Source organism: Pseudomonas sp. PSPC2-3, from assembly GCF_049898265.1.
Lineage (GTDB): Bacteria > Pseudomonadota > Gammaproteobacteria > Pseudomonadales > Pseudomonadaceae > Aquipseudomonas > Aquipseudomonas veronii.
Map to the genome: position 1 here is coordinate 253,142 of NZ_JAFCXJ010000005.1, position 21,334 is coordinate 274,475.

General features: G+C 61.2%; 15 protein-coding genes. 14 read left to right on the forward strand and 1 reads right to left on the reverse strand.

Annotated features, from left to right (window positions below; all coding sequences use genetic code 11):
- The first annotated feature begins 116 nt into the window (after positions 1-116).
- From ACP7E3_RS13720 to ACP7E3_RS13740, 5 genes are all read left to right on the forward strand, one after another.
- Entirely contained in the window at positions 117-2,189 is a 2,073-nt protein-coding gene (locus ACP7E3_RS13720) for a TonB-dependent siderophore receptor (RefSeq protein WP_017849090.1), read from the forward strand.
- Positions 2,189-2,470 (forward strand): hypothetical protein, encoded by a 282-nt coding sequence (locus ACP7E3_RS13725; protein ID WP_034097888.1) that lies wholly within the window; start codon positions 2,189-2,191, stop codon positions 2,468-2,470. Before ACP7E3_RS13720 ends, ACP7E3_RS13725 begins: the two co-directional genes overlap by 1 nt.
- The gene (locus ACP7E3_RS13730; RefSeq protein WP_426123378.1) at positions 2,467-3,957 is read left to right on the forward strand and encodes a PepSY-associated TM helix domain-containing protein; all 1,491 of its coding nucleotides are present in this window, start codon (positions 2,467-2,469) and stop codon (positions 3,955-3,957) included. The genes ACP7E3_RS13725 and ACP7E3_RS13730 overlap by 4 nt, the downstream gene beginning before the upstream one ends.
- A 13-nt stretch (positions 3,958-3,970) precedes the next feature.
- A complete protein-coding gene (locus ACP7E3_RS13735; protein ID WP_426123380.1) occupies positions 3,971-5,197 on the forward strand; it encodes a RhtX/FptX family siderophore transporter in 1,227 nt (408 codons plus the stop codon).
- Positions 5,198-5,493: 296 nt separating this feature from the next.
- A complete protein-coding gene (locus tag ACP7E3_RS13740; protein ID WP_046383439.1) occupies positions 5,494-6,771 on the forward strand; it encodes an MFS transporter in 1,278 nt (425 codons plus the stop codon).
- On the opposite strand, the gene ACP7E3_RS13745 is transcribed toward ACP7E3_RS13740, so the two are convergent.
- Positions 6,765-7,820, reverse strand: coding sequence for a helix-turn-helix domain-containing protein (locus ACP7E3_RS13745; RefSeq protein WP_169881074.1), 1,056 nt, complete (start codon positions 7,818-7,820; stop codon positions 6,765-6,767). The two genes, ACP7E3_RS13740 and ACP7E3_RS13745, sit on opposite strands and share 7 nt — an antisense overlap.
- 638 nt (positions 7,821-8,458) lie before the next feature.
- Between ACP7E3_RS13745 and tssA the strand changes: the two genes are divergently transcribed.
- The 9 genes from tssA to ACP7E3_RS13790 all read left to right on the forward strand — a co-directional run bounded on the left by tssA (position 8,459) and on the right by ACP7E3_RS13790 (position 21,318).
- On the forward strand, positions 8,459-10,009 hold the full coding sequence (tssA, locus tag ACP7E3_RS13750; protein ID WP_426123383.1) for a type VI secretion system protein TssA: 1,551 nt from the start codon (positions 8,459-8,461) through the stop codon (positions 10,007-10,009).
- 98 nt (positions 10,010-10,107) lie between these two features.
- A complete protein-coding gene (tssB, locus tag ACP7E3_RS13755) occupies positions 10,108-10,605 on the forward strand; it encodes a type VI secretion system contractile sheath small subunit (RefSeq protein WP_017849097.1) in 498 nt (165 codons plus the stop codon).
- A 3-nt stretch (positions 10,606-10,608) separates the two neighbouring features.
- Positions 10,609-12,093: a type VI secretion system contractile sheath large subunit gene (gene tssC / locus ACP7E3_RS13760; protein ID WP_017849098.1), complete on the forward strand. Its 1,485-nt coding sequence runs from the start codon at positions 10,609-10,611 to the stop codon at positions 12,091-12,093.
- Between the two features lie 159 nt (positions 12,094-12,252).
- The gene (locus ACP7E3_RS13765) at positions 12,253-12,741 is read left to right on the forward strand and encodes an Hcp family type VI secretion system effector (protein ID WP_017849099.1); all 489 of its coding nucleotides are present in this window, start codon (positions 12,253-12,255) and stop codon (positions 12,739-12,741) included.
- Between the two features lie 70 nt (positions 12,742-12,811).
- Entirely contained in the window at positions 12,812-13,231 is a 420-nt protein-coding gene (gene tssE / locus ACP7E3_RS13770) for a type VI secretion system baseplate subunit TssE (protein ID WP_226926231.1), read from the forward strand.
- A gap of 3 nt (positions 13,232-13,234) precedes the next feature.
- On the forward strand, positions 13,235-14,950 hold the full coding sequence (gene tssF, locus ACP7E3_RS13775; RefSeq protein ID WP_193040417.1) for a type VI secretion system baseplate subunit TssF: 1,716 nt from the start codon (positions 13,235-13,237) through the stop codon (positions 14,948-14,950).
- Positions 14,914-15,921, forward strand: coding sequence for a type VI secretion system baseplate subunit TssG (gene tssG, locus ACP7E3_RS13780; RefSeq protein ID WP_301556195.1), 1,008 nt, complete (start codon positions 14,914-14,916; stop codon positions 15,919-15,921). The genes tssF and tssG overlap by 37 nt, the downstream gene beginning before the upstream one ends.
- Entirely contained in the window at positions 15,922-18,654 is a 2,733-nt protein-coding gene (gene tssH, locus ACP7E3_RS13785) for a type VI secretion system ATPase TssH (protein ID WP_426123387.1), read from the forward strand.
- A gap of 36 nt (positions 18,655-18,690) precedes the next feature.
- The gene (locus ACP7E3_RS13790) at positions 18,691-21,318 is read left to right on the forward strand and encodes a type VI secretion system Vgr family protein (protein WP_426123389.1); all 2,628 of its coding nucleotides are present in this window, start codon (positions 18,691-18,693) and stop codon (positions 21,316-21,318) included.
- The last annotated feature ends 16 nt before the right edge of the window (positions 21,319-21,334 follow it).

Below are 21,334 nucleotides of genomic sequence, written 5' to 3' on the forward strand. Positions count from 1 at the left end.
GTGTTCGTTTAAACGATACTAATGCGAATTATTATCGATAAAGAGGCTGGGCAATGTCACACCGGGGAGCAACAAAGGCGGGGCGGGGTTTCCAACGTAATGGGGCGCAACTGGGGATGGTGCTGGTGCTGGGCCTGAGCCCGTTGGCACAGGCGATTGCGACCGTGCAATTGCCTGACATCAAGGTCGCGGGTGACGACACCTCGGGCGAGGTGACCCCGCCCGGCGTGACCACCATCGGCAAGCTACCGCTCAAACTGCGGGAAACGCCGCAGTCGGTGAGCGTCATCGACCATGAGCGCATTGAGCAGCAAAACCTGTTCAGCCTCGATGAAGTGATGCAGCAGGCCACTGGCGTGACGGTGCAGCCGTTCCAGTTGCTGACCACCGCGTACTACGTGCGTGGCTTCAAGATCAACTCTTTCGAACTGGATGGCGTGCCGGCGATGCTCGGTGAAACCGCCGGTTCGCCTCAGGACATGGCGGTGTATGAGCGCGTCGAAATCCTGCGTGGCTCCAATGGTTTGCTGCACGGCAGCGGTAACCCGGCGGCCACGGTCAACCTGGTGCGCAAGCGCCCACAAAAGGCATTCGCCGCCAGCACCACCCTCAGCGGCGGCACCTGGGACCGTTACCGTGGCGAAGTGGATGTCGGCGGGCCGCTGACCCAGACTGGCAACGTGCGTGGGCGCGTGGTGGCGGCCTACGAGGATCGCGACTACTTCTACGATGTCGGCAAGCAAGACACCCAGTTGCTCTACGGCATCACCGAATTCGACCTGAGCCCCGACACCCTGCTGACCCTGGGCGCGCAATACCAGACCATCGATTCGGTGACCAACATGGCCGGCGTGCCCATGGCCAAGGACGGGTCGAGCCTGAACCTGTCGCGCTCCACCTATCTGGACGTGGACTGGGACCGCTTCAAGTGGACCACGCGCCGGGTGTTCGGCTCTCTTGAGCAGCAACTGGATCACGACTGGAAAGCCAAGGTCGCCGCCGAATACCAGGATGCCGACTCAAGCCTGCGCTATGCCGGTGCTTTTGGCGCCATCGACCCGCTCACTGGCGATGGCGGTCGCTTGATGGGCGCTGCGTATAAATTCAGCAGCACTCAAAAGAGCGTGGATGCCTCGGTCAATGGGCCGTATTCGTTGTTTGGCCGCAGCCATGAGTTGCTGTTGGGCACCAACTACAGCCACGGCGAAACCGAGCAGCGCACCGCCCAGTTCACCACGCCGCTCAACGTGCCGGTGAATGTCTATCGCTGGGACCCGAGCAGTGTGCCCAAACCCGGGATCGGCGCCTACACATCGCCCGGTTCCACGACGACCACCTCCAAGGGCGTCTACGCGCTGACCCGCTACAAACTGCTCGATCCGCTGACCCTGGTCATCGGCGGCCGGGCCAGTTGGTGGGACCAGAACGCGCCGACCAGCCACTTCACCCCCGGCCGGGAAATAACCCCGTATGGCGGCTTGATCTGGGACTTTGCGCAGAACTGGTCGTGGTACGCCAGCTACGCCGAGGTCTACCAGCCGCAGACCGGGCAAACCTGGAGCGGCGACCTGCTCAAACCGGTGGAGGGCAAGACCTATGAAACCGGGATCAAGGGCGAGTTGGCGGACGGGCGTTTGAATGTGTCGCTGGCGGTGTTCCGTATCGACCTGGAGAACAACCCGCAGGTCGATCCGGACCACCCGGGTGTGGGGCCGACCACCTATTACATCAGCGGCGGCAAGGTGCGCAGCCAGGGCTTCGAGCTGGAGAGCAGCGGTTATATCACCCCCGAATGGAACGTCTCCGCCGGTTATACCTACACCAGCACCGAGTACCTCAAGGACACCAACGCTTCGGGTGAGCGCTATGCCAGCTTCACGCCGCGCCACATGGCGCGGGTGTGGACCCAGTACGAGTTGCCGTGGCAGGACCGCCGCTGGAGCGTCGGTGCCGGCGTGCAGGCGCAAAGTGATTACTCCACCCAATCCGGCGCTGTGACCCTGGAGCAGGGCGGCTATGCCTTACTCAATGCGCGGGTCGCCTACCGCATCGACGAGCATTGGACTGCCGCGGTCAACGGCAACAACCTGGCGGACCGCAAGTACTACCAGAGCCTGTCCAACGTCAATTGGAACAACCGCTATGGCGAACCGCGCAGCCTCAATCTGACCCTGCGAGGTACGTTCTGATGGCCGCGCCGGCCCTCGGTTCCTGGCCGCTGCGCATTTGTCTGGCGCTGGCGGGCAGTGTGCTCAGCAGCCTGCAACTGGCCGTCCTGCTGGCGCGGCATTATCCGTGGGGCGGTGGGCTGGAGCGGCTGTATGCCGGCGTGTTCCTGGGCTTGGGGTTTCTGGTGACGGTACTGCTGTGGTCGTTGCTGGCGCCGGATCGCAAACGCGTGGTGTGTCGCTCCAGCGTCTGGCTGCTGCTGTTTACGCCCTGGCTGCTTTGGGATGGAGCCTGGCGATGAACCTGATGGGCGCACCTAGGGCATTGGTTCAGCGTGTACACGCCGGGGCAGGCGGGGTGTTTGGGGTACTGCTGTTCGTGATCCTGCTGACGGGGGCGTGGAGCATGGCCCATGAAGACTTGCGCGCCTGGTTTCGCGGCCCGGCGGCGTTGGCTCACGGGCCGGCGCTACCGGTCGCGCAATGGCCGGCTATCGCTCGCGAGCGCGGCCTGGCGCTCGGTGAATTGCGCATTCGTTTGCCGGACAGCCACCACTCGGTGGTCGAGTTGTGTGCATCGCCCAAGGACTGCACGGTCGCCTTGGACCCCGTCAGCGGCCGTGAGCTGGCGTCAGGCAACGCGGCGGATATCCTGTTCAACCTGCACAAAAGTCTGTTCATCGGTTTTCCCGGCCGGATTTTGATCAGCTTGTTGGGCGTGGTGTTGTTGCTGATGATCTGGGCAGGCAGTGCATTACACAGTGGGCGCCTGCAAGACCTCAAGCGCCTGCGGCGCGACCGTGGGGCACGGGTGTTCGCCCATGACTTGCACAGCCTGATCGGCCGTTGGTGCGGGCCCTGGTTGCTGCTGTTTGGTATCACTGGCGCGTTGTCCGGCCTGGGGGCGCTCGGCACCTTGGGGCTTGCCGCGCAGGCGTTCCCGGGCGCGCCGCAGCAAGCGTTCATGCAGTTGCTGGGGGCGCCGCCGCAGGTCGACCGAACAACGGCTTCGGCGCCGGCGGTCGATCTGGATCAGTTGCTGCGCGAGGACGCCGTCGCCCATCCGGGGTTCTCTGCTCAAAACGTCGCCTTGCACCACTGGGGTGAGCCGGATGCCTGGGTGGAAGTGAGTGGTATCCAACAAGGCCTGCCCAGTACGGCCGTCTTTGAACGGCATGCCTATCGCGCCGCTGACGGCCTCGCCGTCGGCTCCAGCAGCGCCAGCGGGCGCGGTCTGTGGTTGCAGGCGTTTATTGCGGTGCAGCCGCTGCACTTTGCCGACTACCGCTGGGTGCCTGTTGGCGGGTCACTGCTGCGTGCCGTGCATTTCGGCATGGCGTTGGCGGCGGCGGGGTTGGTGCTCAGCGGCTTGTACCTGTGGCTGGAGCGTCGGCGCCTCAAGGCCGGCGGCGGTTGGCAGGTGCTACTGCGCCTGGTGATCGGCGGCGGTGGCGGGTTGCTGGCGGCCACGGCGGTATTGCTCTGCGCGGGGGCGCTGGGCAGTGCCAACCTGGCGTGGTGGTTCTGGGGCGGTTGGCTTGCCAGCCTGCTGCTGGCCTGCCTGATGCCCCCCAGGCGTCAACCGCTGCACCTGCTGCTGGCCGTGATGGGCCTGGGCTTCCTGGCGGCGGCGCTGCTGCACCTGGCCGGCAGCCTGAAACAAGGCAGCGTGCCGCTGTGGCCCATCGATCTTGTGTTGCTGCTGTGCGCGGCCAGTGCCCTGTGGGCATTGCGGCGCCTGATTTCTTTTACGCGTGCGGCACGGGCTGCCGCCGCCAATGTTGCCTGAGGGGAGACTTGTAATGCTGGATCTGTTGAAACATTGGCGCATGGTGCTGACCTTTGCACTGTTGTACCTGTCCCAAGGCATTTGCTTCGGCATCGCCATGGACGCCTTGCCGACCCTGCTGCGTCATGACGGCGCGGCGCTCCACGCCTTGGCCTTCCTGCCGTTGGTGGGGATACCGTGGGTGGTCAAGTTCCTCTGGGCGCCCCAGGTGGATAACCATTGGAGCCCACGCCTGGGACGGCGCCGCAGTTGGATCATTCCCATGCAGATACTGGTGCTGCTGTGCATTGCCTGCCTGGCAAGCATCGGCCCGCGCGTCGAGACGGCAGGCATCGCCGTGGGCCTGCTGATTGTTGCCTCGCTGGCCAGCGCCACCCAGGACATCGCCACCGACGGCATGGCGGCCGAGTACTTTAGCGGCAACATGCTCGCGCGGATTAACGCCATCCAAGTGGGCGGCACCATGGTCGGCTTCTTCGTTGGCGGCGCCGGCACCTTGCTGCTTAGCGGCTACCTGGGGCAAACCAGCGCGTTCAGTCTGCTGGCTTTGGTGCCGCTGTTGAGTCTGGTGTGCGTCGGCTGGCTGCACGTGGCACCGGCCAAGGAAAAACAGCCAGATGTGGCGCATGCCTCATTATGGCGGTTTATCAAGCGGCCGAAGGCGCTGGCGCTGGTGGTACTCGCCTTGTTGTCGGCCATGACGTCAGTGTCGGGTTTTGGCTTGTCAAAGCTGTTCCTGAATGACGCCGGTTGGTCCTTGCAGGCTATCGGCCAACTGGGCATGAGCGGCGGCGTGGTCACCATCGTCCTCGGCTGCGGCGGTGGTGCGTGGTTGATCCGGGTGTTGGGGCTGTGGCCGACGTTCATCCTGGCGGTGGGCATGGCCGGCGCTGCCGCGTTGACCTGGCTGCTGCAAGCCAACGGCATGCTTGCCACGCAAACCGGACTGATCTGGTTGGCCGTGGGCCTGGGCTCGTTCGCGACCGGCGCCACCTCGGTGGTGATCATGACTGCCTCCATGGCCTTCGCCGCGCAAAGCGACCAGGCCGGTACGGACATGACCGCCGTGCAAAGCACGCGTGATCTGGGGGAAATGCTGTCTTCGACCTTGCTGGTGGGGTTGACTGCGCAGGCGGGGTATAGCGGTGGGTTTCTTGCGGGGATGGTGATGGCGATCCTGGCGTCGTTGGTGGCGTTGAATGTGTCACGTCACCGTGTGGGGGAAAGAGCGGCGGGCTGATTGATAGGTTCGGCGATCGTCAAAGGCGCTCAACGGGTCAATCAGTGCGAGCGCTCGTGATCTTCCGACATCAAGCGTGCGGCGCGGAGCCGCAGTGAGTGCGCGCCTGCTGGCGTTATAAAAGGGGTACATACAAGCCTGATATTGTTCCGTAGGATGCTCCCGCCAGGACGCTACTACAAATCAATAGCCCGTCGATCGAGCTGTTAGCGCCCAACGTGCCCATGAGGGGCCTTTTGGGCCCACGTGTTCGCTACCCAGCGCACTTTGATTGACTCGACGGGACCTCGGCCTAAATGTCTTATCTTGAATCTGGCGATTGTCCGGTGACCTTCAGGCAATCGAAGAAGGTGATACTGGCGACAGTCGTTGGCAATGGCCTGGTGATCTACGACTTCACGGTATACAGCTTTTCTGCCGTGATCATCGGCAAGCTGTTTTTCCCATCGGACAGTTCGTTCGCCTCGTTGCTGATGGCATTGTTGACGTTTGGCATCGGTTTCGCGATGCGCCCGCTGGGCGCAATCGTGATCGGCAACCTCGCCGACCGCAAAGGGCGAAAAGCCGGCTTGAATGTCACCAATCTATTGATGGCAGCCGGTACCGCCTTGATCGCGTTCATGCCGACGCATGCATCGATCGGCGTCACCGCAACGGTGTTGCTGGTGCTCTCGCGGTTGCTGCAAGGGTTCGCGACCGGAGGGGAGATCGGCGTGTCGTCCGTGGTGCTGATGGAGTTGGCGGCGCGCAATCAACGCTGCTATCTGGTCAGTTGGCGTTCTGCCAGCCAGGCGGCCGCGGTTTTGGTGGGGGCGGTTGTCGGTGCCACCACGACCGCATTGCTGACCCCCGAACAGTTGCTGGCCTGGGGCTGGCGTATTCCTTTCGTGCTTGGGCTTTTGATTGCGCCGTTCGGGTGGTTCATTCGGCGCAATATGGTGGAGACAACACGGCGTGGTATCCAGTCGCCGTCGCTGCGTGTCTTGCTGAAAAACCATCGCCCCCAGCTATTGCTGGGGATCTTGATGATGGCAACCCCCACCGCAAGCATCTACCTGATGGTGCTCTACATGCCGACCTATCTGGTCCGCACGTTAGGCCTGTCGCCGAGCATGAGCTTGCTTTCGGCGTGCTTTTCCAGCGCGATGCTGTTCATTGCCGCGCCATTGTTTGCGCGGTTCGCCGACCGGCTGCCGCGACGCAAGCCGACCCAATACGTGACGATGATCCTCAGCATCCTGTTGGTCTATCCGGTGTTCCTGGCCTTGACCCATGGGGTCGGCGAGCTGGCTTCCTTGCTGATCATCGGCATCTATTCGGCTGTCGCGATGGGCAACAACGGCGTCGCTACCGTCATGATCATGGAGGCTTTTCCGGCGCATCACCGCGCCACGGGGATGTCGATGGTCTACAGTTTCGGCGTGACGATTTTCGGGGCGTTCTGCCCGTTTTTTGTGACGTGGTTGATCGGAGTTACCCAGAACGCAATGGCGCCTTCCTGGTATCTGCTGGGCGCGCTATTGGTCAGCCTGTTCGCACTGGTGAAATTTCCAGCGCGCCAGCCGGCTCACTGATCGATTCGGCCAACGACGTTACGGTGCCCCGGCATAGCGTTGCCCATTCGCTGTGCCGCCATCAGGCGATGGTCCTGCGGCGCCAGGTCATAGCGACGACGAAACGCGCGGGTAAACGCCGATGCGCTGTTAAAGCCCAGGCTGTAGGCGATCTCAATCACCTGGCGGTCCGGATAGCGCACCAGTTCGTCCGCGGCTTCACGCAGGCGGCAGTTGAGGATGTAGCGACCCAACCCTCCCTCATGCTGGAACAGACGGTAGAGCGTGGCGCGAGGCAGCTGCATGGCCATCAGCACGTACTCTGGCGTCAGCCAGGGTTGATACAGGTTGTTCTGCACATAACGCCTGGCTTTATCGAACATCGCACTGCGCGCCGCCGCCCGCACGTGCCCACCCAGCTTGGCCTGTTTCGAGAAGGCTGCGAGCATGAGTTGAACGGCGGTATCGAATGTCGACGCGGCCTCGGCGCTGCTGATAACCGGCAGTTTTCTGGAAAACGCCTCGACGTGCTCGATCATCAATTGGGTCATAGGCGTCGTATTCTCGAAGACACGCCCGTGGATCGACTCGGCATGCGGCAGCGCCGCTTCCACCACCGGGCGCGAGACAAAGAAGGTCAATACGCGGCAACGCCCCCGGCTCATTTTGATCGGCTGGTTCATGTCCATGGCAACGATGCTCGCCCTGGCGGACGCGCCATGTTCCTGGGGGCCGCCTCGAATGGACTCCATTGCGCCTTGGGTGAAGACCTGGAAAACATAGTCCCGGACCTTGTCGGTAGAGATGCGCGCAATCGAACGGTCGAGCAACAAGGCGTCGCTTGAGCAGTCGGTGAAAACGCGATCACCCAATTTGTAGCGGTCAATGCTCGCGTTGAAGGGCGTGGTGGTTGCGTGGGATGTAGGCAGGACGTCGATGACGTGTCCGACCCGATCACGCCAGGCCAGCAGTTGGTTGGCAACCGGCTCGGCGCTGACCTCGAAGTGATCATGGGCGTGCCTGGAGCCGACGTGTTTAGGGGCGCATATGAGTGAGGCTGGTTTGTTCATGGATTCACTACAACCCGGAAAGCCTATGTTCACGCCCCGTGAACAGGCGTTGCATCTTCCCACTGTACGTCCGTGCTGCCTAGCGGCAGCCAGTCAGAATGGGTTGTTGTGCTCCTTATAACCGGTTTCTCCATGAAAGTAATGACAATCCCTCTTGTATCCAACTTGTTGCGCACTTTCTGGCGGCGGCAAGAGCGGGGCCGGGCGCCTGAAAATAATTGAAAAGTTGCAACGCAGGGTCAAGCCATCTGCAAGGCGCTTGATAGATTGACGCGAATTCGAATTTGACAGCGTTTATGTGTTTCCACGCTGTGAACGCGTGCGCTTGTTTCTCAAGCAAAGTGCGCTGGGTATTGGTCTTGTTATTTTCGGCGCGATGATCTGAACGGGTACGTTAAACCGGCGAGTACTTCAGGTGTTCACCCGATGGCCCCGGCGCCTTGGCTGACACATGCTTGTCCGACGGTCCAACGCGCGGGGCTTTGGCTTAGCGGATTACAGCCGCGGTGGGCGAAATATCAGGCATTGGATCAATCAATGAAGATCGTCACCGCTGCATAAATCAACCCGGCATCGGCGGCGATTTTTTTTACGCGGCAACGATGTATCAAACAACCTATTGAAGTAAGGAGTAACGGATGAGTTGCCTCGACCGGGAAGTAGGTTCGTTTGCGATCAGTTTGACTCATCCTGCTGGCGTTAATCCTCGGGAAGGGCTGGCTTTTTCCCTCGCGCAAATCGAAGTGGATAAATTGAACAATATCCACGCCGAGTCCGGAGTGGATTGGCAGAAAGTCGCCGATGCCTGTGTAAAAGTGCTGCGAGAAGAGGGCAAGGACTTTAATGCCGCGGTCTGGTTGTTATGTGCCTGGACCACTCTGCAAGGCATTTCCGGCCTGGCGACCGGCGTGCATATAGTGCGCGAAATGCTTGAGCTGTATTGGGAGACCCTGACCCCGCCGCCGGCTCGATTGCGTGCCCGGCGCAACCAGGCCGAGTGGATGCTCGAGTGGCTTGCAGTGAAGCTTGAAGGCAGCTTCGAAGCGGTGCCCGGAGAACAATTGGCGCAGTTGCTCGAAGACTGGGACGCTATCGATCGCCATTGGCGCGACCGTGACGCCGACGGCCCAAGCTTTTTTGCGTTGCGTCGTCGTCTATCGCAGTTGCCCGTGCAAGCGGGTGTCGAGCCAATAGCGGTGACGGCGGAAGAGGTTCCAGCGGCAGTCGATGCGCCTACAGCGCTCCCGACGCCGGTTGCGCACGCCCCTTCGGCGCCGCTCCCGGCCCTGGTGTCGGCTCCGCCATTGGGCCGTCTTGAGAGCGATGAAGCCATCGAGAACGCGGTCAATAGCGTGTTTGCCGCGCTTGCACCGCTGCTGGGGTTTTGCCTGGAGTCTCGGGCGACCTTGCCGTTGCTGTTTCGCCTCAATCGTCAATTGGCGTGGACGACCCTGGAGCAGGTCCCTCCTGCGCAAGGCTACACAACACGCGTGCCGCCGCCTTCGGACGCGGAACTCGAAAGTTTCAGCCGCTTGCAGAGCGTTGGCGAGCCGCTGGACATCGTGCGTTTTTGCGAAGGTCGGTTACCAAGTTATCCGTGCTGGCTGGACCTCAATCGGGCCAGTCACGCCGCGCTCTTGAGGCTCGGTTCGGCGGCGCAGGCCGGTGCTGCCAGCCTGGCCCTGGAAACCCGTCATTTTCTGGCGCGCCTGCCGGCGCTGGTCGAGCTGACATTCGCCGACGGCCAGCCGTTCGCCGACGGCGCGACCCGCAGTTGGCTCGAAGGTTTGGCACCGGCGGCCGGCAGCGGCGCCACGGATGGGCTGCAAACGCTGATCGATGAAGTCGCGCGTGATGCCGCCGAAGGCCGTTTGAACGAAGCGTTGGCGCGTTTGCAGGCCGCCGTGCGAGAGGCCGGCAGCGGCCGCGAGCGGTTTCGCCTGCGCGCTGCCCAATGCCATCTGCTACAGCGTTTCGACCCGCGCGCTCAGTTGGGTGTTGCCTTGGATGTGTTGCTCCAGGAAGCGACGGAGCAGGGCCTCGATCGTTGGGAGCCGGAGCTGGTCCGGCCGTTGTTGGAGTTGGCACTGGCGCATGACGACGGCGGTTCGAGAGCGCTGTGGGCGCAACAGTTGGCGGCAATGGATTTGCCGGCGTTCTGGCGCTTGGCCAGCCCGCCGGCAAGTTGAATGGGCAACAGGCAATACCTGGCAGGCGTGTGCATATCCATGCCATGAGTTTTCTAACGGCTGCGTTGAGCGAGTCCGGTAAACAGGAGTGAGATTTAATGGCTAGTGAAGGTTCGGTCGCGCCTAAAGAGCGCGTCAATATTGTTTACAGCTCTGACACCGGCGGCGCGCAGGAACAGGTCGAGCTGCCGCTCAAGCAACTGGTGATCGGCGACTTCACCTTGCGTGAAGACGACACGCCGGTTGAAGACCTCAAACCGATCCGCGTCGACAAAGACAACTTCACCGATGTGCTCAAGGGCCAGAACCTGAGCCTGCAGTTGGCGGTGCCCAATCATCTGGCGGAAAACGCGCCGGAGGACGAGCAGATCCCGGTCTCGCTGACCTTCCAGTCCATTCGCGATTTTGAGCCGGATGCCATCGTGGCCCAGGTTCCCGAGTTGCAGCAACTGATCGCCCTGCGGGATTCGCTCAAGGCCTTGAAAGGGCCGATGGGTAACTTGCCGGAGTTTCGCAAGCAGCTGCAGGCCCTGATGAACGATGACGGGGCCCGCGAGCGTTTGCTCTCGGAACTTGGCGTAAAGGACAAGGAATAACCCATGAGCGAAGAAAAGAGTCAGGCAGCGAGCACGACCGGCCAGGCGGTCGAGTCGGTTTCCCTGTTGGATCAGTTGGTGGAAGCGACGCGCGTCAAGCCGGGCGACGAGGCGTATGCCGTCACCCGTCAGGGCCTCGAAGCGTTTGTCACCGAACTGCTCGAGCCGGCCCGGCAGGCCGAGAAGGTCAGCGCCGGGTTGATCGACGACATGATCGCCACGCTGGATGCCAAGCTGTGCCGGCAGGTCGACGCGATCATTCACCACCAGCAGTTCCAGAAGCTGGAGTCGTCCTGGCGCTCGCTGAAGTTTCTGGTCGACCGCACGGATTTTCGCGAGAACAACAAGCTGGAAATCCTCAGCGTGTCCAAAGAGAAGCTGCTCGAAGATTTCGAGGATGCGCCGGAGATCACCCGTTCGGGTCTGTACAAGGCGGTGTACACCGCCGAGTTCGGCCAGTTCGGCGGCCAGCCGTTCGGCTCGATCATCGGTAACTACGAGTTCAACCCCGGCCCGCAGGACATGAAGTTGCTGCAGTCGGTCGCCGCGATTTCGGCGATGTCCCACACGCCCTTCATCGCCGCGGCCGGACCACAGTTCTTCGGCATCGACAGCTTTGCCGACCTGCCCAACCTCAAGGATCTGCAAGCCGTCTTCGAGGGGCCGCAGTTCACCAAATGGAATGCCTTTCGTGAAAGCGACGACGCGCGTTTCGTTGGCCTGACATTGCCGCACTTCCTGCTGCGCACGCCCTATGGCGAAGACACGGTCCCTGCCAAGACGTTCCGCTACAACGAGAACGTCGGTGGCGGCAACCAGGACTTCCTGTGGGGCAACGCTGCGTTTGCCTTTGCCAGTCGCCTGTCCGACAGCTTTGCCCAGTACCGCTGGTGCGCCAACGTCATTGGCCCACAGGGCGGCGGCACCGTCGGTGATTTGCCGATCTACAACTACGAGGCCATGGGCGAAACCCAGACCAAGATCCCGACCGAAGTGCTGATTTCCGAGCGCCGCGAGTTCGAGCTGGCCGAGCAGGGGTTTATCGCACTGACCATGCGCAAGAACACCGATAACGCGGCGTTCTTCTCCGCCAACTCGTGCCAGAAGCCCAAGTTCTTCGGCAATGACAAAGAAGGCAAGGAAGCCGAGCTGAACTACAAGCTGGGCACCCAACTGCCGTACATCTTTGTGGTCAGCCGCCTGGCCCATTACATCAAGGTCATCCAGCGCGAAAACATCGGCACCTGGAAAGAGCGTGGCGACCTGGAGTCGGAACTCAACACCTGGATTCGCCAGTACGTGGCCGACATGGATAACCCCGCCGCCGGTGTACGCAGCCGTCGCCCACTGCGTCAGGCGGAGATTACCGTCAGCGACGTCGAAGGCGATCCAGGCTGGTACCGCGTCGGTTTGAAAGTCCGTCCGCACTTCAAGTACATGGGCGCGTCTTTCACGCTGTCGCTGGTGGGCAAGCTCGACAAGAGCTGATCGGTAGCGCGAATGGGCAACGCCGCCGTTGCCCATTCAGGTGTTCACCCGAGGGTCATTGCCTCGGCGTTTCCATAAGATGGATTCAACGCAGCGAGACAGGGCCAGAGGCGCTGATCGATGCCTGAAAACTCACTGATTAAACCCGGAGTACACGTTATGCCAATGCCATGCTACTTGAGTATCGAAGGCCAGAACCAAGGCAAGATCGAAGGTTCCAGCACGGTTACCGGTCATGAAGGAAAGATCCTTGTTCAGGCCGTCGAACACCTGATCGATATTCCCAAGAACCCGCAGACCGGCCTGCCGGCCGGCAAGCGTGTCCACCAGGGTATGACCCTGACCAAGGAAATCGATAAGTCTTCTCCAAAGCTGCTGCAAGCCCTGACTTCCGGCGAGCAGCTCAAGTCTGTTGTGTTGGAGTTCTATCGGATCTCGCCTAAAGGCACCGAAGAAAAGTACTACACCATCACCCTGAGCAATGCCGTGCTCGTTTCGGCCCGCACCTGGGTGCCGAACGTGTTGAGCCCTGAGTTCAAGCAAATGGGCCATATGGAAGACATCGGCATCACCTACGAAAAAATCGTCTGGACCTGGGTGCCGGACGGTATCGAAGCCGAAGACTCGTGGTTGGCGCCAAAAGCGTAAGCCAGGCTCGACAGTTCAATGCCGCCCTGGTCCAGGGCGGTGTTCTTGTTATTGCAGAAGGTACACCGCGTTGAGAGAAAAGCGATTGCTGGAGCGCATCACAAGCCTGCAGGCCGAAACCGGTCGCACGCACCTGACCCAGGCTGAAGTGTTGACGCAGTCGATCGTCCAGCATCTGCAACGCATTTTGAATACCCGGCGCGGCAGCGTGCCGATCGACGCCGAGTTTGGCGTACCCGACTTCACCAATCTGGCCGGTTCGTTTGCGACCGGCGAGACCACGCAAATAATCGAGAACATGACGCGCATGATCGCCCGCTACGAGCCTCGCTTGAAATCGCCGCGCATCCTGGTCGCCGAAGGTGCCCAGGAAGTGCTGTCGCTGAGTTTCAGTCTTGAGGGCGTGGTGTCGATCGATGACCGGGACATTCCTATTCACCTGGCAACGCGTGTGTCTTCGGACGGTCGCGTGTCCCTGGCGATGCACTAAGTCATGCTCAACAGCCATTATCAAAGTGAACTCAACCAACTGCGGCGTCTGGCCGATGAGTTTGCTCGCCGCAACCCGGCCCTGGCGCCGCTACTGGGGGTGGACTCGGCCAATGACCCGGACGTCGAACGCTTGCTCGAAGGTGTGGCGTTTCTTACCGGGATGGTTCGCCAACGGTTGGATGACGAGTTTCCCGAGTTCATTCAAGAGTTGGCGCAGCTGCTCTATCCCCATTACCTGCAACCGTTGCCCTGCCTGACGCTGCTGCAATTTCAGCCGCGCACGGCATTGCAGGAGGTTACGCGTATCGAGCCCGGCTGCGAAATTGCCTCGGTACCGGTCGATGGCCAGCGCGTGCGCTTTAGCAGTACCGCGGCGGTCGACCTGGAACCGCTGCAACTGCTCGGCAGCCGCTGGGACGGCGGCGCCGGTGAAGAGCGCAGCCTGGTCCTGGACTTCGCTTTTACCACCGCTGACCCGAATAGCTGGCTGGCCGACAGCCTGCGTTTCTATCTGGGGGATGGCCTGGTCGATGGCTCCAAGTTATTGCGTCTGTTGCAGCTCAACCTGCGCGAGATTCGCATCTCTGCGCAAGAGCAGCCCATGACGGTATTGCCGGCCAGCCATTTGCGTGGCCTGGGATTCGATGCGAGCAACACCTTGCTGCCGTTTCCCGATACCGCGCACCCGGCCTATCGGTGCCTGCAGGAATACTTCGCGCTGCCCGAGAAATTCCTGTTTATCGAGCTTCGCGGCTTCAAACAGTGGCGAGCCAGAGGCGCAGACGGGCGCTTCAGCGTGCGCCTGATGTTCGAGAACCTGCCGGACTGGACACCGAACCTGTCGGCCAACAGTTTTTTGCTGGGGGTGACGCCGGCGATCAATCTGTTCGCCCAGGACGCACACCCGCTGCGCATCGACCACAAGCAAGTCGACTATCGCATCCAGCCTGCCGACCATGGCCAGCGCATGAGCATGCGGATTCATTCGGTGCTCAAGGTCAGTGCTTATTCCGCCGGAGGCGGGGAGCGGCTGCTGGAACCGTTCAATACCTTCTCGCAGCGCGACACGTATAACCTGCGCATCCGCGCCTCGAGCATCGATGCCCAAGGTTATGACCACTATCTGAGCCTGCCCTACAGCGAAGGCAAAGTGCCGGGCGAGATGACCTTGTCCATCGGCTTGCTCTGCACCAATGGCAAGCTGCCGGAAAGCCTGCGCCTGGGCGATTTGAACCAGCCCACCGACAACACGCCGCCCAGGGTCGAGTTCAAGAGCATCCGTGGCATCACACCGTGCCAGCCGCCCAAGTTCGACGACAAGTTGCTGTGGCGCATGCTCTCGCAGCTCAATGCCAACCACTTCCGCCTGGCCGATCGCGACTACCTGCGCGGCCTGCTCGCGCTGTATCTGCCGAGCGTCGGCGAAGGGGCCCAGGACGCCAACCAGCGGCGCATCGATGCCATCGAAAAAGTCACCGTCAGCCACGAGCGGCGTTTTATTCGCGGGCTGCCGATCGAAGGCAGTGTGGTCCGGGTCGAGTGCCGGGGCGACTATTTCCTCAGCCCCGGCAATTTCTACCTGTTCGGTTGCGTGCTGGATGAGTTTTTCGCCGGCTGTACGGCCATCAACAGCTTTACCGCCTTCACGCTGTTCGACAGCGTCAACCACGAGACCTTGAAATGGCCAGCGAAGATCGGGCACCAACGCCTGTTGTGATCGATCCGCTGCTCGATGACGGCGGCGAGTTCGGGTTTTTCCAGGCCTTGCGCCTGTTGCGGTTACGTTTCCCGAGCGAAAAACACTTCGTCGACAACGTGCGGGTCCGGCCGCGGCTGGGGCTCGGGTTTCCGCTGCGGGATATCGAAGGGATCGAGCAGGACGACGACGGTCGCTATCGGATCGAGGCCAACTTCTTCGGGCTGTATGGCGTCACTTCGCCGTTGCCGACGTTTTACACCGAAGACCTGATCGACGAGCAACTGCTGGGCCACTCTGCGGGACGTGACTTTCTCGACATCCTGCATGCCTCGCTCTATCCGTTGCTGTTCCGTGCCTGGGAAAAGCACCGGATCTGGATCGACATTACCGAGCGGCGCGACGTCAAGAGCCTGCGTCAGTTGCAGGCGCTGATCGGCATTGCGGATGCGCGTCCGGAGCAGCGCGATCAATCCACCGATTTGCTGCGGTATGCCGGGTTGTTCAACCAGTACCCGCGCTCGGCCCTGGGTCTGCAGCAGTTGGTCAAGGCGGTACTCAGCGATGTGACGGTGGAAGTCGTGCCGTGTGTCGAGACGCGCCTGCGGATCGACCGCACGGCACGCACTTACCTGGGCACGCAGTGCGGGGTGTTGGGCGAAAACAGCCTGCTCGGTCGTGAAGTCATGGACCGCAGCGGCACCCTGGATATCCGCCTGACGGCACTGAGTACCGAGCGTTTTCACGGGTTATTGCCGGGGCAGGCGCTGTATCAAAAGCTCGAACGCTTGGTGGGATTGTATTTGCAGACACCGCTACGCAGCCGTCTGGTCATGCGTCTTGCGGCAGATAAGCAGCAGTGCGCTTCGCTGGGCGGCGGCTGGCAGCGGCTGGGCCTGGATACCTGGCTCGGTGACGGAGACACACAGGACGACGTTGTATTCATGCTGACGGCCGAACACGGACCAATGCTCGAAGAGAGGGCTCGCTAGATGATTCAGGTAGAACTCAAACCGCTGTTCGCACGGCTCAATGTGTACAGCACCAAGGCCCTGGAGAACGCGGCGGGCCAGACCCTGGCGCGCGCTCACTACGAGATTTCCCTGGAGCACCTGCTGCGCCAGTTGCTGGAAGATCCGGATGCCGATACGACGCGCATTCTCGCGCGCTTCGAGATCGATCCGATGCGCTTGCGTGCGCTGCTGGATGAGGGCCTGGCGCAGTTGAAAAACGGCAACCCGGGACGTCCGGTGTTCGCTGGCCTGCTCACCGAATGGATTCAGGACGCCTGGCTGATTGCCTCGCTGGTGGTCGGCAGCGGGCGGATTCGCGGTGGTTCGCTGCTGCTGGCGCTGGTATCGCGCCTGGGCTACTACAGCGCTGGCACGCGTTACGGCGAACTGCTCAAGCCGATTTCCACCGATGCCCTGACCGCAGAGTTCGCTCAACTGTTGGGCGGCTCCAGCGAAGGTCCGCTGGACAGCCTGCAGACCGGCGCGGCCTCTGCTTCGTTGGCCGGCGCCGGCGGCAGTGCGCCCGCAGCCGAAGACAATATCGCGCGCTTTTGCGAAGACCTGACCGCCAAGGCAGCGGCGGGGCGCATCGACCCGATTTTCGGGCGCGATGATGAGATTCGCCAGATGATCGACATCCTCGCCCGGCGGCGTAAAAACAACCCCATCGCCGTGGGCGAGCCAGGTGTGGGCAAGTCCGCCGTGGTGGAGGGCCTGGCGTTGTTGATCAGCCAGGACGAAGTCCCCGACTTCCTCAAAAACACACGTTTGCTCAGCCTGGATCTCGGTGCGCTGGAAGCGGGCGCCAGCGTCAAGGGCGAGTTCGAAAACCGTCTGCGTGGCGTCATCGAAGAGATCAAGGCCTCCGCCACGCCGGTGATCCTGTTCATCGACGAAGCGCACATGCTGATCGGCGCCGGCGGCGCGGCGGGTGGCTCGGATGCGGCCAACCTGCTCAAACCCGCATTGGCCCGTGGCGAGTTGCGCACCATCGCCGCCACGACCTGGTCGGAGTACAAGAAGTACTTCGAGAAAGACCCGGCCCTGGCGCGTCGTTTCCAACTGGTCAAGCTGGACGAGCCGAGTGTCAAAACCGCAGTGTTGATCCTGCGCGGGCTCAAGGGGCACTACGAAAAAGTTCACGGGGTCAGCGTGCGTGACGACGCCATCGTCGCCGCCGCCGAATTGTCGGATCGCTACATCACCGGGCGCTTGCTACCGGACAAGGCCGTCGACTTGCTCGACACCGCCAGCGCCCGGGTACGCATCGGCCTGGGCATCAAGCCTGCCGAGTTGGAGCGCATGGAGCGGCAGTTGTCCGGTCTGACGCGTGAACAGAGCGCACTGGAGCGCGACCGTGGCAATGGTTTTCCCGTAGAAGACCAGCGCCTGACGGATATCGCCGACGAACAGGCTGAGATTGACGAGCGTCGGGTTGCGCTGGAAGTCCGCTGGCTGGCCGAGCGCGACGCGGCGCTGCGTGTCCTTGAAGCACGCAAGCAACTGACCCGGCAAGCACAGGATCTGCCGGTTTCGGCCGAAGGCGAGGTTGTGCAGGTACTGGCCTCGCTGGAGGAACGTCAGGCCGAGCTGGATCAGGCCCGTGAAACCCTGGCTGCACTGCAAGGCGACGCGCCGTTGCTGTTCACCGAAGTCAGCCCCGATGCGATTGCCCAGGTGGTTTCCGACTGGACCGGCGTGCCGCTGGGCAAAGTGCTGCGCGATGCGGCGGGCGGCGTATTGGCCCTGGCCGACAACCTCAAGACGCGCATTCGCGGTCAGGACACCGCCGTCGAGCAGATCGCGGAAATCCTCAAGGCCGCGCAATCCGGCCTGCGCGATCCGCAACAGCCGTTGGGTGTGTTCCTGCTGGTCGGGCCGTCGGGGGTCGGCAAGACCGAAACCGCCCTGGCCGTGGCCGAACATCTGTTCGGCGGCGAACAGGCGATGATCTCGGTGAACATGAGCGAGTACCAGGAGAAGCACACCGTCAGCCGCTTGGTGGGTTCGCCCGCCGGCTATGTCGGCTTCGGCGAGGGCGGCATGTTGACCGAGGCGGTGCGCAAGCGTCCGTATTCGGTGGTGTTGCTCGATGAAGTGGAAAAAGCCCACCTGGACGTGGTGAACATTTTCTATCAGGTCTTCGACAAGGGCAGCCTGTCCGACGGCGAAGGGCGGCAGATCGATTTCTCCAACACCGTGGTGCTGCTGACCAGCAACCTGGCCACCGAAGAAATCCAGAACCTGTGCGTCGACGGGCGGCCCGACCCGGACACCCTCGCGGAAAAAATCCGCCCGACCCTGTCCCGGCATTTCAAACCGGCGCTGCTGGCGCGCATGACCATCGTGCCGTTCTTCACCCTGGGTGGCGCGCAACTGGCGGGCATCGTGCGCCTCAAGCTGGGCCGGCTCAGCGAGCGTCTGCTGGCTTCGTCGAAAGTCCGTCTGACGTTTGCAGAAGAGGTCGCCGACGCCATCGCCGCGCGCTGCACGGAAGTGGAGAGCGGGGCGCGCAATATCGACTTTATTTTGCGTAAAAGCCTGACGCCGCGTTTGTCTGACGTGTTGCTGGGGTCGATTGCCGATCAGCGGCCCCTGGCCGGCTTGCATGTGGCGGTGGATGCGCGCGGCGAGTGGGTCATTACCACGCAAGACGTCGATGCGATCAGGTCTTTACCCGAGCGTGAAGCGCTGCTTGAGCCCCTAGAGTGACCGCTCGTTTACCGACTGAAGAACAAGGATTGATTGATGGCTCTCAATGATCATGCACTCTGCACTTTTGCCAGCCTGGCACCCTCGCTGCTGCTCGAAACATTATGGGTGCAGCAGTGGCAGGGCGAGGAACAGCTCTCTCAGCCCTATCGCTTCGAGGTTCGGCTGGCCACGATCAATTCATTGTTCGACGACGAAGCGCTGCTGGGCAACCGGGCGGTATTGACCCTGAGCGATGCGTTGGGGCAGCCGCATCCCTATCAGGGTGTGGTCACGGAGGTGGATTATCTCGACGCCGATTCCTTGTATTACTACTACCGCGTGGTGCTGGAACCGCGCTTCGTGCAGTTGCGGCATTTCCGCTTTTCGGAAATCTGGCTGGACAAAAGTCTGCCGGAGCTGATTCGCGACGTGCTCAAGTTGGCCGACCTGACTGTCGAAGGGCCGGGTATGAACGGTTTGCCCGGGGCGGCGTATGACTTCGATATCCGCCTGCCGCTGGCCGATGATCCGCTGACTCAGGCGACGTTTACCTGCCAGTTCGAAGAAACCAGTTTCGCCTTTATTTCACGTCTTCTTGAATATTTCGGCGTGTATTACTTCTTTGAGCAGGGGCCTGACGGCGAGGCGCTGGTGTTCTGTGGCGACCGACTGTACCAGCCGCAACTCCCCAGCCTGCTGACCTATCGCCGCCAAGATTCGGAACTGGATGTAGGCCGGGTCCTGGCGGTGGCGCGGACCTTCGAGCGCAAACTCGTGCGGCAAGCGGCGGGGGTCACGCTCCAGGACTTTTCCGCGAGTAACGCGCAGTTGAAGTTAGAGGTCAATGCTTCGGTGGCAGCTGCCAGCCTTGGCGCAGATGCCTCAACCGCACAACGAGAGGCCGTCTCCGGTTCGTCTGTATTTATCGGCGGGCAAGGGTTGTATGGCGAGCACTTCGGTTCGCTCGAACAGGGGCAATGGTTGGCCAATCGCCGCGCCCAGGCCATCGGTTGCCGTCAACGGGAGTTTCATGGCAGCGGTCGAGCCACGGGGTTGCGCGCCGGTTATCCGATGCTGTTAGTCGGCCACCCGCGTCCGCTGTTCAATGCCGGTTATCAGGTAATTGAAGTTCACCACGACGGTTATCAGCCGTTGCCGGGCCTGGGGTCGGAGGGGGAAGGGCCGGGGCAGGGGATCAACACGCGGTTTATCGCCTTGCCCGGCGACGTGCAGTTCCGCGCACCCTGTGTGACACCGCGGCCTTATGTGCAGGGCGTGCTCAGTGCGGTGGTGGATGGTGATGAAGATACCGGTCGGCCGCTGCTCAATGAGCATGGTTGTTACAGGGTGAGTTTCCCGTTCATTCGCGGTGAGAAGAATGCGACGCGTGGTTCGGCCTGGTTGCGTATGGCCACGCTGTCCAGTGGTTCGAGCCACGGCATGAATTTCCCACTGCTCAAAGGCACGGAAGTGCTGGTTTCGTTCTTGGGCGGCGACCCGGACCGCCCGGTGATCACCGGTAGTGTGCCCAACTCCGAGAATCCCAATGTGGTCACCGGCGAAAACGCGACCCAAAGTGGCTTGAGCACTCCCGGTGGGCATTTGTTTGCGATGGAAGACAGCCCGTCCGGGCCGATGATGAAGATGGGGGCGTCCACCGGTTGTAGTTTTACCTTGGGTGAGGGCGATGTCAGTGGGGCGCATTTGCGCACGGACAAGCATATGCAGCTGGCGTCCAGTTCGTATAAGCATCAGGTGCCAGGTGTTTATTGGCAATCCATAGGGGGAGGGCATGCGCCGGCCCCGGTGGCGGGGACGAGCTCTTCAGAGAGTTTGATGGGTGCCAACTTTAAAGATCGGCCTCCCACTCCCGCAAGTAGCAGCAAGCTTGCCTCCGCGCCAAGCACAACAAATAGCGCATCAGAGAAAAGCGGATTTGATAATTTCAAAGATGCAATAACCAACCCAAAGCTGAGCACAAAATTAGACGTTACAACTTCAATGCTTCAATTGAAGGGTGACGTAAATATAGCCAGCGGAAGTCTCTCTCTCTACGGGGTTGGCGTGTCAGTGAAACTTGGATTGGTTTCGCTTTCGGCTGACTACAGCTTGTATAAGAAAAGCGTTGGCAACAGTGCCTGGGAGTATCATAAGGCGAGTATTAAAAATTCAGAATATCTGAAAGGAATGCATATAGTTCGAGCATCCAACTCAAAGATGGAGTTGAAGAATACGGATATTTACTGCCATGAAAATGTAACTTCATATGAGATTAAGCTGGGTGGGAATAGCATACTTATCAATGCGGCAGGGATTGTCATAAAGTCGGACAAGATCATACATCTTGAAGGCCAGGTGCATGTTACTGGTGATGTTCTTGTGGATGGGGATTTAGAAGTCTGCGGTAACGCCTTTTTTAATAAGTTCATGAGAGTCAGCGGCACTATAGTGGGAGCAACGATCACGTCGGATCAAGTACAGGAGTTTCCGTGTTTTGAACTAGCCCCCAGCCCCAGCCTGTTGAGTCTGAAGCTAGCATCACGCCCAAGTCTTGCTGCAGTGAAAGTGGCCGCGGGCGGAGCCAATGCGGTTGTAAACGGCGCCGTTGGCCTGCTTGATGGCGCCGCCGATGCGGTCGCGGCAGCGGGCGATGCAGCTGCGCCGCCCGCTGCCGCGCCGTGATACGGAAAAAAAGAGG